At 57.7% G+C, this 13146-nt stretch carries 8 protein-coding genes and 3 pseudogenes; 4 read left to right on the top strand and 7 right to left on the bottom strand.

The annotated features are described in order from the left end of the window. Positions 1-1204: 1204 nt before the first annotated feature. Positions 1205-1429 (bottom strand): hypothetical protein, encoded by a 225-nt coding sequence (locus WDM24_RS06485; protein ID WP_166071942.1) that lies wholly within the window; start codon positions 1427-1429, stop codon positions 1205-1207. 377 nt (positions 1430-1806) lie between these two features. Here WDM24_RS06485 and WDM24_RS06480 point away from each other — a divergent pair, with 377 nt between their 5' ends. Both WDM24_RS06480 and WDM24_RS06475 read left to right on the top strand, forming a co-directional pair. After that, positions 1807-2331: a Fic family protein gene (locus WDM24_RS06480; RefSeq protein WP_338696078.1), complete on the top strand. Its 525-nt coding sequence runs from the start codon at positions 1807-1809 to the stop codon at positions 2329-2331. Positions 2332-2496: 165 nt separating this feature from the next. Next, positions 2497-2625 carry a hypothetical protein gene (locus tag WDM24_RS06475; RefSeq protein ID WP_338696076.1) on the top strand — a complete coding sequence of 43 codons (129 nt, stop codon included), beginning with the start codon at positions 2497-2499 and terminating at the stop codon, positions 2623-2625. On the opposite strand, the gene WDM24_RS06470 is transcribed toward WDM24_RS06475, so the two are convergent. The 5 genes and pseudogenes from WDM24_RS06470 to WDM24_RS06450 all read right to left on the bottom strand — a co-directional run bounded on the left by WDM24_RS06470 (position 2615) and on the right by WDM24_RS06450 (position 8114). Continuing rightward, entirely contained in the window at positions 2615-2818 is a 204-nt protein-coding gene (locus WDM24_RS06470; protein ID WP_338823098.1) for a TIR domain-containing protein, read from the bottom strand. The genes WDM24_RS06475 and WDM24_RS06470 overlap by 11 nt on opposite strands. 958 nt (positions 2819-3776) lie before the next feature. Continuing rightward, positions 3777-4913, bottom strand: a complete 1137-nt coding sequence (locus WDM24_RS06465; RefSeq protein ID WP_338830719.1) for a hypothetical protein — start codon at positions 4911-4913, stop codon at positions 3777-3779. A 152-nt stretch (positions 4914-5065) separates the two neighbouring features. Next, the gene (locus tag WDM24_RS06460; protein WP_338696070.1) at positions 5066-5599 is read right to left on the bottom strand and encodes a hypothetical protein; all 534 of its coding nucleotides are present in this window, start codon (positions 5597-5599) and stop codon (positions 5066-5068) included. Between the two features lie 257 nt (positions 5600-5856). Further along, positions 5857-6837 (bottom strand): annotated as a pseudogene (locus WDM24_RS06455) (IS3 family transposase). A gap of 149 nt (positions 6838-6986) precedes the next feature. Then, a pseudogene (locus tag WDM24_RS06450) lies at positions 6987-8114 on the bottom strand (IS3 family transposase). A gap of 503 nt (positions 8115-8617) precedes the next feature. Between WDM24_RS06450 and WDM24_RS06445 the strand changes: the two are divergent. Continuing rightward, complete coding sequence (locus WDM24_RS06445; RefSeq protein WP_338696068.1) at positions 8618-9859, top strand: cytochrome P450; 1242 nt, start codon at positions 8618-8620, stop codon at positions 9857-9859. A gap of 446 nt (positions 9860-10305) precedes the next feature. Further along, positions 10306-11273: pseudogene (locus tag WDM24_RS06440) on the top strand (IS481 family transposase). Between the two features lie 1165 nt (positions 11274-12438). Here WDM24_RS06440 and WDM24_RS06435 read toward each other — a convergent pair. Continuing rightward, a complete protein-coding gene (locus WDM24_RS06435) occupies positions 12439-13029 on the bottom strand; it encodes a hypothetical protein (RefSeq protein ID WP_338696064.1) in 591 nt (196 codons plus the stop codon). Positions 13030-13146 lie beyond the last annotated feature (117 nt).

The following is a 13146-nucleotide window of genomic DNA, read 5'->3' as shown; positions in this document are numbered from 1 at the left end:
TCGTCGACCCGTTCCGTTGATCAATGGCGGTGCAGCGTCTTCCAGACGTCGAAGAGGAACGCGAGGGTCATCCGTTATGACGCGCGAAGTGTCGAGAATGTGCGGAATGCTCTGTGCGAATCGCGGGTGCCTTCTTATCGACACGTCCATGCTAAGCGGACCAACCATTGATGCGCTGTTGGCGGCGGACAGAAGTTAGCGGCGACGTGACGCAGGTGCCCGCGTGTGTCATGCACAGGCACTGTCCCTCGTCGATATCACGCGCCGCTAACTTCAAGTGGCCAGCCACGGCCTCAAGCTGCGATGGTGGCCATGTCCAGGGGAGGGCGCCCCTGGGCATATCCAAGGTCTGCATTCTTCGTGCCAAAAAATGGCCCAGAGTTCGCATTGTTTTGTGTGGGTTTTGTTCTCTTTCCGACTTGCGAACGTCGTGATGTTTGCACCCGGCCCTATTTACAGCGGCTTCATGTCGATCGTGGCGCCCCCGCAAGCATCGGCAGCGCAGGCACGTTTTGCTGCCAGTTTCGACACGATGAAAGACCTGGATTAACCGTCATCGGCGCTGCGTGGCCCCGTTGCATCCCTGCACGTCTGAGCTCGCTCAGCTGTGTCCGGTCGATGACATGCATGTGGGGAACTGCAATCGAGGCGCAAACAGCTGTTCGGGGACCGCGGGTTGAAAGCGCAGCGTTTTGTCTCTGTTCAAGCGGAATGCCGGTACGATGGTTTGGCACGCTGGTTGCTGACGCATGTATGGCTCGGCTGCTCATATGCTCGCGCAACCTCCATGGGACAGCAAAGCCTCTTCGAAGCGCAAACTAGCGCGGGTGGCCCTTCCACCCGCCCGCGCGCTTTTCCGCAGGCCGCCCGTGGAGAGTATGCTATGAAAAGGCTTTGGAGAACGCCATAGAGGCGCTGAGGAGATGGTCTGAAGGCTAACTCGCAACCGGCACCGTACTTGCCGCGCTGGCAAAGCTTGAAGCGAGTAGGCCAACACCGCGGCTGCATCCAGAACGGAAGCTCTCCGCCATCACGCGGATGCGCGCGTCAAAGCTACGCCCAGCAATCTCGGTCGACGGTCCCGCTGTCAATTTCCGGAAATCAAGCGGTCGAAGTGTTAGAAGAGCGCGAGATCACCGCATATCACGAGGCGGCGCATGCGGTGATTGCTCGCGCACTCGACACCGCGCCGCTCCCGGCGCCCCTAGCGATCGATGATCCCGGTAAGGATGGCTTTGACGCGCACGGAGACGGCCATGCAATTTTGTGCGGCTTTGATGGACTTGAGCCTTCCCGGATCATTCTGTGCGATGTTGGGATCAGATAGGAGGCGCTGCAGCCGGACGCGGCGCCATGCCTGCACATGGCGGAGGCGCGGCAGGATCGCAGGCCGTGCGAAAGCGTCGATCCGCTCAAAGCTGGTCGCCACGGCCTGTTCCCTCCAGGTCGCAGACTAGCGCAATCCGCCGCACGGATGGAAGAGGAGCCTGTGATTTTACGGACTGACCGCTCCGGTCGCCGCCAATTGCAACCTTCCGTTGTTGGGAGGTCACATCAGGCAAGGGACGTGAAGTCCGCCTGTCGTGAATTCGGACAAACTGATGGCGGCAGGACGGATACTTTGGCGTCGTCAAAGACGACAGCGGGCTTCGATATGTGACCTACGCGGTCGCGAGGGCCGATACGGCCGAAGCCGTAAAGGCTTCGTCGGCAGCCGGCGCAGGCGAAGCAGCGACCTCGAATCTCGAACTCCGCGAAGCCGACTGGAAGCGGCCTTGGCCATGGCGAGCTTGTGGCGATAGAACGATGATCGGAATAATCCGCTGGCGCACCGAACAGGCAGGCCCAATACAGGTGGTGTCGGGGACCCTCGGCCGCGAACGTGTTCACCTTGAAGCGCCGGCTGCCAAGCGGCTTCAGACCGAGATAAAGGCGTTTCTGGACTGGTTCAACACCGAGCAAGGCCAGGCCCCTGTTATCACGGCTGCACTTGCGCATCTGCGGTTTGTGACCATCCATTCCTTCGAGGACGGCACCGGACGAATAGGGCGTGCGATCGCCGATTTGGCACTCGTGCGTTCCGAACAAAGCACGCGGCGCTTCTACAGCATGTCCAGGCAAATCCGGAAGGAGCGCAAGCCTACTACGACATCCTTGAGCGAACCCGACGTGGCACGCTCGACATCATCAATTGGCTCGAGTGGTTTCTCGGTTGCCTGGGTCGGGCTTTCGACGGCGCTGAGACGATCATCGGTAGCGTCTTGCAGAAGGCAGCGTTCTGGGAAAAGCATGCCACGAGCGACCTCAGCGATCGCCAGCAACGGATGCTAAATCGGCTGCGCGACGGACTTCCAGGGAAAGCTCACTTCGTCGAAGTAGGAAAAATTGCCAAGCTCTCGCAGCCGACCGCAACGCGCGACATTAATGACTTAATCAAGCGGCATTCAAAAGACGCCGCAGGCGGTCGCAGCACCAGTTACTCCCTTGGACTTAGCGATGCAGATCAAACTGATCAGCCTACTTAGCCGCGCCTGGGTCGCGGCCAATCACCCCCTCATCGCCGGCATCGATCACGTCGAGCATTCTTCAAGATTGATGCACGATCGAGGCTTACCTAAGCTGTAAGAACAGCCTTGGTATCGAAGGGGATTTTCATGTGATACATTTCGCGTGCAAGCTCAGTCTTCAAGGAAGTGCCCGGGCCGTAGGAAATATAGGCAATGCCATCAAGGTCGGATGGCTTCTCCACCGTCGACTTCATAAGCGCAGCCACATTGGCTGCCCCCAACTTCCCGATAACGAAGCCGAGTTCGAACACGACATTCTGCCGCGCCCGCGATCGAAGGCCTGCTTCCGTATCCACAATACCGCTCGCGACCAACGATCCAAGGCCTGTTTGACAGTATACAGTTGCGGCTACCCATCTGATGCTCTGCTAGAATCGCCCGCAAGGGACGTATGCAAAAGGAAAGCGCCCCGCCCTTTCGGACGGGGCGCTACGGCGGCGCGGACTTGGGGTCAAGGCCAGATCTGGCCGCCGAATCGTTGCTCCGGATATCATACCGTAGCCAGGCTCCCTGCGGCCGCGAGATGTTATTTTGATGCTGATTAGGCGATGCTGAACAGATTTTCGCGGTGGCCGCATCCGGGGGCCATAGCCCACCCAAGTGCATCGGCCGGATCAAGATCTACCTCTTGGACAACGGATCTGGCCCTAATCAACACGTCGTTCGCCGAGCGTCAGAACCTTACCAAGCGCATATTCACCCCGCCTGACGCGTCCCTAAGAAGTTGAAAACCATTGTCACGCATTCTGGCCATTTTTGTTCTAAAATTTTTTGCCGGACTGATAAGAGGCTTGTCGCTACCGCGGCGAAGGCTTCTGGCTTGGCTGGGAGGATGTGCTGACGCGGATCGACAAGCGGACCGTCCGGGGTTGCGCCGCGTGTGCAAGAAGCAGGTAGGAAGCCAGACAATCTCAAACTGAGGCACAGGCGCTTGCCGAATTTTCCCGGAATCAGCCTTGGCGACGCCTCGACCAATACGGCGCTAGTTTTCATCCAGAGATAATTTTCAGCTTTGGTGCACCTCTTCGACAACTGGGCGCTGCAAACAACAAACTTGTCCAGCCGACCAGACGTTTGGATTAAATGCCAGGGAGTGAATGGCCGACTAGGAGCCAGACATCGCCTGCTCGAGCGACCGGCTACCAAGACTTCTCGGAGAAAAACACCACGGATAAGGCGCTGGTTGATTACGGCAATCTGAGTCCTGACCTATGGCCCCGAGAGCCAGACGCTGAAATCATTGCCATACCAGCCACGCTGCGGCATAATCGCGAGGGTACCGTCGAGCGCCGCACTTCCGTTCACCACGAGGCGGCTGAACGCACCAGTATCGTTCACTGCGAGCTGCAAGCGCCCGGTGGACGTTTGCAGATAGCCCCCATTCACCGTTATGTTGTTGTCACGACCATCGATGAGCGGCGCGACAGCCCCGCTATTGGTGAAGCGGCCATCGGTATTGAGCAGATAACTGCCGTTACCGGACAGGGTTGCGTGTTGCGCGACAGTTGCGTCGTACACTTCGTGATTGCCAGTAAACAACGCGACGCCGCCGGACAACTGCAGCGACAGGTTGTTGCGTCCAATGATGTTACCTTCATAGCGGGTTGCAAAGCTTGCGTCGGGCTGTCCCGTTGTGTGACCATTCGTGTCAGGCGTCATACCGAACGTCAATTTGGTCAGGCGCGGCGAACCCTTCTCGTCAAGTTGGGCGTAATCAAACAGGATGTCCCCTGACAGCGTTGCGCCACGCATCACGTTGATCTCGCCCACATAACCACTGTTCGACATGTACATCGCCGCGTAACTGCCAGCCAGGCGCCCGGTCAGATCGAATGTGTTGACGAGCGGACCGTCGATTTCGTTCACCATCGGGGCCGCGCTATTGCCAATCGTGCGAATAAACGAGCCACGATATTCACGGTGATTGCCCATCGCATTGTTGCCAAAGTCGAAGCTTGCTGCGATGCCATGCTCGCCGAGCGCCTGCACGTCGCCACGCTGAGTAAGCGAGTGACCCTTGCCATAGGCGAACATCGCCGTCCGCATGGACGCGGATCCCGGCGGGAATGTTATCCGATTGGCTTCGCCATCGACGCGGATGCCAGCGCCCCCTGGTCCTTCCGAAAGCAGGCCGGCGCGCTGGACCACAGTGTTGTCGCGGCCATAGACATGCAGCCCCAGTCCGAGCATCGCCGTGTTGTATGTATTTGGGAGATACGCGGTTCCTTCAGTGTTGCGAGCGAAGAAGGGGTTATCGCTAATCAGACTCTGACCGTTGCCGTAGATGGAGTAACCGAACAACTTGCGCCGATCGATGGTATAGCCGATATCCTGCAACGCGGCCAAACTCCGCCTCCATGAAGGATGTGTAATTCCGGTATCGCTGGTGGCTCATTAAGCTGTTCTTGAGCTCGCTATGCGAGACGAAGGCTGCATCCGGCGACGCGTCCTCATGCATCGCCTGCACCGGAATACCGGGCATGGCGCCGGCCAGCACTTCACTCATATGCTTCCCGGCGAAATAGCCCGCGGCGCAGGTCGAAAACGTTGTCAGCTCGCAGGTTGGCGCAGCCGGAGCAATAGATCGCTTGTCCCGGCTTGGTTTGTTTGCCATTGTCATCGTGCAAATGGTATCCGTCCAGCCATTTATCGCTTCGGGCGAAATGCGGCGATGCTTCGTAGCCGTCAATAGTACTGGCGATTCCCATCTGATGGGCGATCTCATGAATCATAACGGGTGCGAGACCTATCTTTCGCGTCATTGGCAATTGCGAAGGGATGTATGCTTCGGCTGAAAACCCCATCTGTCCGACCGCAACCATGCCAAGCGCCCCGTAGGTCAGCGAGCCGCCTCGTGAGTGCCGCCTGCACCTTGTTGCCGCCATCGGGTGACGATTGGATAGAGGCCATGCGTTGTCAATGGCAATCCCGGCGACGTTGACGATGGCCGGCGATTGACCCGGTATGACCTTAATGATTTCAGCCCAATACTGAATCGCAGCCAGTGAATGATCTATTTCCCATTGCGGCAAATTCCGCAGTGCGCGCTGCTCGTCACCTGGGCCACAACAAAAAGGGCCATCTCCGACACCGAATATCCGCGCCCGTATGAATGGCACGCCGTTCGAATCGGTGACATCGTAGGTTTCAACGGCCCCGCTGGGCGATGAAATGGACCCGCGGAGCGGGGCCGCTTGAGCCGGTTTGTTAGTTGGAAACTGACCGCTCCTGATTACTTCCTATCACGCTGCCAGAGACACTGTCTGCTGCTGTTGCTATGGGCATGTGGTCAACGCGTCAGCGTTGTCCACCATTCCACAGCCTTCGCGGCCTGCATCCGTTCGCGCCAGACCGCCATCGGCGTGCGATAGCCGAGCGCCTGATGAAGGCGACGATCGTTGTAGAAAGGCGATCCAGCTCGCGATCCCTGCCTTGGCCTCGCGGCCGTCGGCATAGCCCTTGAGATAGATGTCCTCATGCTTGAGCGACCGCCACAGCCGCTCGTGTTCGATAACCGCCACGCCAGAATCGCACGGCTCGCCCAGTCGATGATGGCGACGAGATAAAGAAAGTCACGGCCGATGGGCAGATACGTGATGTCGGCGACCCACACCTGGTTCGGCCGGTCGATCGTCATGTTGCGCAGGATAAGGATAGATCTTGTGGCCCGGCGCCGGCTTCGTCGTGTTCGGCTTCGGTCCCAGCGCCGCGATGCCCATCTTGCGCATCAACCGCTGCACGCGCTTGCGATTGACCTGAAGCCCCTCAGCCTTCAGCATTGCGGTCATTCGCCGCGAGCCCAGGAACGGCCAGGCGATGAACAGCTCGTCGATCCGCCGCATCAGGGCAAGGTCGTTGTCGTTGGCCGGCCGGGGCGGCCGGTAGACCCCGGAGCGCGCGATGCCAAGCAACAGGCATTGCCAACGGATCGACAGCGCCTTGTCGGCGCGATCGAGCATTCCTCGACGGTCCGGCGTGCTCATCTTCCGGACCTCCGCGCTAAAAAATCGCGCTCGGCCGTCAGTTGTCCAATCTTGGCGTGCAGCTTCTCGATCTCGCGTTCGCGCGTTTCCTCGCTCTCGCGCCCGACACCCGCATCAAAGGCCCGCGCCGCCTGGTCCAGCAGTTGCTTCTTCCAGGCATAGATCTGGTTCGGGTGAACCTCATAGCGCTGGGCCAGATCGGCCACCGTCGCCTGCTCCCGCACGGCTTCCAGCGCAATCTTTGCCTTCAGTGCCGCGTCGATCTTGCGTCTCGTCTTCGTCGTCATCAAGAGCTGGTCCCGGTTGTTTGGACAGGGCCCCGCGAAAATTAAGTGGATTCCTGCCGGGTTATGCTGAACGCGGGGCTTTACGATTTTGCTGTGGCGTCGGGAGGGCGCAAGCCCGACCAGAGCCGCAGCAAAATCGTTGGCGACGATCATGCGGCCGTCACCATCGTTTGCGCGCCGAAGTAAGCCTCGTCGGGCGTGCGTTCGTCAAGGCTCGAGTGAGGACGTCCTCGATTGTAGAACGCCAGATATTTGGAAATCGATGCTCGCGCCTCGAGCACGCTGTCGTAAGCACGCAGATAGACTTCCTCGTATTTGACAGTGCGCCACAGCCGCTCGACGAACACGTTGTCGCGCCAGGCACCCTTGCCGTCCATGCTGATGGCGATGTTCGCGTCCAGCAGCACGCCGGTGAAGTCGAGGCTGGTGAACTGGCTACCCTGATCCGTGTTGAAGATCTCGGGCCTGCCGTGCTTCGCCAACGCCTCCTGGAGCGCTTCGACGCAGAATATCGTCTCCATCGTGATCGATACGCGATGGACCAATACCCTTCGGCTGAACACATCGACGACCGCCGCGAGGTAAACGAATCCACGTCGCATCGGAATGTAGCTGATGTCCATTGCCCAGACCTGGTTCGGCCGCTCGATCTTCAATCCGCGCAATAGGTACGGGTAGATCTTGTGGCCCGGTGCGGGCTTGCTCGTGTTCGGACGGCGATAGATCGCCTCGATCCCCATGCGCTTCATCAGCGTCGCGACGTGGCGGCCGCCAACCTGCATGCCCTCACGCTGCAACAGCGATCGCAGCATGCGCCCCCCTGCGAAGGGATAATCGAGGTGCAGCTCATCGAGCCGGCGCATCAAGACAAGTCCTCGGCCGAAACCGGCCGAGGTTCATAGTAAACCGTACTGCGGGCAAGGTTCAGGACCTTCGCCTGGCGCACGACAGACAGATCATGGTCGCGGTCGATCATCGCTTTGCGCTCAGCAGGCCCGCCTTGGTGAGCGCGCCGGACAAAAAATCGTTCTCCAACGCAAGCTCGCCGATCTTGGCATGTAACGCTTCAAATCGACCGGCGCCTCGGCCGGTCCGTTGTCCTGCCCAAACACTCCGGCGGCGCCTGCCAGGAGTTGGGACTTCCAGGTCGTGATCTGGTTCGGATGGACATCAAACAGTTGCGCCAGCTCGGCCAATGTCTTCTCCCCCTTCACGGCCGCCAAAGCCACCTTTGCCTTGAATGCCGGAGAATGCGTCCGGCGACTCCTCTTCGTCATCTTCGCTCCTGTTTCGCGGCAAGAATCCTCGCCGCTCTCAGGCAGAAAATCCACTCAAGCTACTGTCCGAATTTGCGGAGCCAGCTCTTCATGCCCTCCGTCTATCAAACGGAGCGGCCCTTTTCCAACTTAACCTCTGGTCCCAAAATCGGGGTCCATTTCAGTAATGAATTGAGGGGGCGGTCCCGAGCCGCCGAAGATGGCGGGGTTAGCCGTTTTCAAAGAAGGATCACATTGCGTCCTTTTCGATAGCTCGAGCAGTAATGCGGCTGCCATGACGCGACGCCTGTCTACCAGTGATAGTTTCTCATCGATCCACTGGAACAGATTGATTTAGAGAGTCAATGCGATCCTGACTGCCAATAATGGTAGGGGGTGGTTGCGTAAACTTTGCGATACCGTGTCGAACGACAACCCCCAACAAGACGCTACGGCAGCTCGAAACCTTAAATCGCTAAATGGATCCGTGAGTTCTCGAGCGAGCAAGATCTGCGGAGACGGTCATGGAAACTCGATTGGCAGACGTTGGAGCCGACGATGCTTGCAATATCCCGCTGAGCAATCTGGACGTAAGCGAAGCAAAGCGTTTTCAAGATAATAGGATATGGAGCTGCTTCGAGCGGCTGCGAAGGGAGGATCCCGTTCATTACTGCCAAGACAGTCCTTATGGTCCCTATTGGTCCCTAACGAAATACCGAGATATCCTGGCGGTAGATGCAAATCATAAGGTATTTTCGTCAGAGCGAGGAGTCACGATTGTCGATGTGCCTGATGAGCACTGGACTCAGAGTTTCATCAAGATAGGTCCTCCCAAACATCGCGAGCAGCGCGATACAGTAAGTCCGATAGTTGCACCGGAAAATCTGACAAAACTCGAAGGCTTAATTCGCTGTCGGGTCAGGACGATTCTGGACGGCTTGCCGCGCAATGATGCGTTCAATTGGGTGGACATGGTCTCCATTGAGTTGACGACGCAGATGCTCGCCACACTATTCGACTTTCCATTTGAGGATCGACGGCTCTTGACCTATTGGTCGGACATAGGTGCTACAATTCCGAAAAAAGGTCATGCTGTCGATAGCTGGGACAAGCGAAGCAAAATCCTGTTCGAGTGCCTGGACTATTTTACCCGTCTTTGGAATGAGCGCATCAATGCCGAGCCTCGCCTCGACTTGATTTCCATGATGGCGCATTCTCCTGCGACGCGCCATATGGATCCGATGGAGTTTCTCGGGAATCTGATTCTGCTGATCGTGGGAGGCAATGACACTACGCGCAATTCGATCACCGGGGGGCTCCTGTTCATGAACCGGTATCCCTCCGAGTTGCGAAAACTACGCAATAATCCCAAGCTGGTGTCGAGCGCTGTGTCCGAGATTATTCGATATCAGACACCCATCGCACATATGCGCCGGAACGCCGTGGTCGATACCATCGTGGGTGGGAAACGAATCAGGCAAGGGGACAAGGTCGTCATGTGGTACATCTCTGGTAACCGCGACGAAGAGGTCATCGAGAATGCGAGTAGCTTCGTGATCGACCGCAAGAACGTGCGGCAGCATCTTTCGTTCGGTTTCGGCATCCATCGTTGCGTTGGTCGACATCTTGCGGAACTGCAGCTGAGAATCCTGTGGGAGGAAATGTTGAATGCGGGGCTAGAGGTCAAGGTTGTCGGCGAGCCCGAGCGGATTGCGTCAAATTTTGTGCACGGTTATTCCGTGCTTCCCGTGCGGATCGCAGCTTAGGCCGTGATGCTCTGGATTGGGAGCTGACACCCGCATCACGGTTGCGTTCTTTTTGGCCAGTCTCGCTGCTCCATTGGTACCTAATCGGCGTCGATCGGTACTAAGGAGCTGCTCATGGGCACGGAGCTCCGTGAGCGCTGGTGCCTGGCCAAGCCCTTTGCGATGCCGGCGCCTTTAAGGAGCGTCTTCGATACGTTAGACGATGAGCTCAATATTGAAGATTGCAGCGGTGGGAGCGCTTTTGCTTGGAGAAGCGCTTTCGATAATCGCGGAGTTGATTGCCTCAAAGCAGTTTGGAAAGGCAGGCGGCGGGCATCTGACAGCGCTCCTGCCGATGTTCCTGCTGATATCCCTCGGCGGTATCCTACTCGTCTGCGGATACGCACTAGGTGTTTAGTCCCGGGCTTTGATGGTGCATTCTTGTCGCACGATTCGAAGGATGCGCTATGGGACAAGTTTTACACGGCTGCGCCACCACGACGGAGGCAGTCCGTCGAGCAATACAAAATAGTCAAGAGAGCCTGAGAGCACTCGCCAAGGGCTACGGGATCAACCAGAAGACTGTCGCGAAGTGGAAGGGGCGCGAGACAGTCGCCGATCTCCCGACAGGCCCAACGGAAGCCAAATCGACCGTGCTTTCCATCGAGGAGGAGGCGATCATTGTTGCTTTCCGGCGGCATACGCTATTGCCGCAATCGACGATTGCCTCTATGCGCTTCAGCCGACCATCCCACATCTGACGCGATCATCCCTGCATCGCTGTCTCCAGCGCCACGGCATCAGTCGATTGCCGGAGGTCGAAGGCAGTAAGCCTCCGAAGAAAAAGTTCAAGGCTTATCCGATCGGCTATTTCCACATCGACATTGCTGAGCTCCAGACCGCTGAAGGCAAGCTCTATCTCTACGTCGCCATCGATCGCACCAGCAAGTTCGCCTTCGTACAACTGGTCAGGAAGACGGGAAGGACCTCCGCCTCCGCCTTCCTCGAAGCTCTGATCGCGGCTGTGCCCTACAAGATCCATACGGTTCTCACCGACAATGGGATCCAGTTCACCTTCTTGCCGCGCTACGCGGACGGCCCGACGGCAAGATACGTGACACATATGTTCGATATGCGCTGCCAAGAGAATGGCATCGAACATCGGCTGACCAAGATCAAGCATCCCTGGACCAATGGGCAGGTCGAGCGCATGAACCGCACGATCAAGGAAGCGACCGTCCAACGCTATCATTACGATCGACACGATCAGCTCGAAGCACACCTTGCTGACTTCATTAACGCATACAACTACGCTCGGCCGCTGAAGACCCTGAAGGGCCTCACGCCCTACGAATATATCTGCAAAGCCTGGACTTCCCAGCCAGAACGATTCAAACTCAATCCGCTCCAGCAAATGCCGGGACTAAAAGCCTAGGCTACATGCATCTGAAGAATATTTGGATAATCATCTCCATCTCGGTGGGAGCGAGTTTAAGTGGTGGAACCGAGTCTCACGCTTCTGCTCTTTCGAGATGTGCCGACGGCTGGTTCGCTGATCGGGCTGGTGCTTGGCGCGCTTGGTACGCTCGCAGCGCTATTCCTATGACCGTATTCTGAGAAGGCGTAAGATGGGCGGCAGTTCAGCGTGAGGCAACTTTGAAAACGTTGCGCAAGATAGGTTTTGCTCAATTCGAACGCGAGAAAGAAAATATGTTTTAACGGACGTTCTGCATCTAGTTGGGACTGGCGCATGATCGTTGGCTCCGCTCCTCTGCAGCAGCAGACTTGCGTGTCATTCCCAAAGAGCGGGGCTTATGCGGCAGCCAAAGGTCTCTCAATCGATATATCTCGGGTCGTTTTCCCTCACCACAACAATTCAGTCCGATCTAAGAGACTGTAAGCGGCAAAGAGACTGAAAGAGACCTCGTCTGGTGGAGTGGGTGGGTTACCCTTACGCTTCAAGCACATTACTAACGGCTGGCAAAACAGGATGAGACACTTATGCCATGGAACCACGCCGCCTGAACGGCCTCAGTTTGCCGCTTACCGCTGGGCTTCGCTGCGCATAAAGACGATCGCCCACTGGACGCCGCCGTGTCGGCTATTGGCGCCTCCATATTTGCTCGCGCGGGTGGGCTCCGGATCGACTAAAAAAGCTGTTCCGCCGTTGCCGGGAGAGCCCGCAAGTGCGCTTGAGCAACAGCAGCCCGATCATGAAGTGCGTCGCGAAATCCGGCCAACATTCTCGCGATAAGCGGCACGACTCGCTGTCGATCCAATCCCATCGATCTGGCCGGCGAGCAGAACCAATTCGCGCTTTGCTGATCCGGTCCAGCCTGGCCCAGAACAGATCGCCTGATCCCATCGTTGGGTACATCTTCGGCGCATCCCTCCTCGGACGTGGATAGGGAGACATGCTTCATCCGCGAAGGGCGTTTGGAAAGCGGAATTGCGAGGTTCTGAGGCTCAAAGCCTCAGACCCTCGCATTCTCAAAGCAGCCTGCAACAAGAATTGCCGCTCTAACCCGGTTGCTTAGCTCTGGCGACCATGTAACAGGCAGGACGCTAGCCACGGGCTGGTTCAGTCATCGTCTGCAATCTCACCCTTGCCGCGTAAGTCTGACGAACCCTCCTTCGATTAATTCGGCTTTGTGCAGCTTGCCGTCGAGCGCGATGGTTGTTGGGTGGTTAGGGGTAGGCATGTAACCCGCCTCGCGCAGCTTCTCGATCAGGGCCAGCGGGGCCCACTGCTCCGGCAGCGGGACGTTGCGACGGCAGGTCTCCCGGAAGAATGCTCCGAAATCTGGTACGCCCTGCGGCCCCTCGCCCATCCTCTGGTCCTCCGGAGGATTGTGGATGAGACGAGTGCCGCTGGTCGGGTCCAGCGTGGCCGTATAGCGGTGACCCCGGATCTCGTAGGACATCGTCGGCTGGTCCGCGTCCGGCAAAAGACCGTGGTGGGACAGTCTCTCGATCATTCGTTGCGGGGCGGGTTGAGAACCATGGGAAAATCTCTCGGGAACCGCCCATGAGACATCATATGTTTCCTCAGGGGCAGCCGATGATGGCCCCGCCTCGTTCGTCCTTGCTTCATCTAGGAACTGACGAAGGTAATCTTCATCCTCTTGATTCCAGGCGTACTCCTCTGGGGACCTTGACGGCCCGGCACCGCCGATTCGGTTGAAGTCCATGCTGCTCTCCTTGTTGCCTTTGGGAACATGGTCTCTTGCAGGTCCGCCCAATGGATAGCTCAGCGTCAGCAGTTCCTTCGGCGAGAGACCCGATTGCTATGGTAGGAGAGTCGGCTG

It is taken from the genome of Bradyrhizobium sp. 27S5, from assembly GCF_037217225.1.
GTDB lineage: Bacteria > Pseudomonadota > Alphaproteobacteria > Rhizobiales > Xanthobacteraceae > Bradyrhizobium > Bradyrhizobium septentrionale.
This window is presented reverse-complemented; position numbering and strand designations above follow the sequence as displayed.

Coding starts and splice junctions, on each gene's coding strand:
- WDM24_RS06445 (WP_338696068.1), top strand. CDS start 8,618: ATGGAAACTCGATTGGCAGACGTTGGAGCCGACGATGCTTGCAATATC.
- WDM24_RS06480 (WP_338696078.1), top strand. CDS start 1,807: ATGATCGGAATAATCCGCTGGCGCACCGAACAGGCAGGCCCAATACAG.
- WDM24_RS06435 (WP_338696064.1), bottom strand. CDS start 13,029: ATGGACTTCAACCGAATCGGCGGTGCCGGGCCGTCAAGGTCCCCAGAG.
- WDM24_RS06475 (WP_338696076.1), top strand. CDS start 2,497: ATGCAGATCAAACTGATCAGCCTACTTAGCCGCGCCTGGGTCGCGGCC.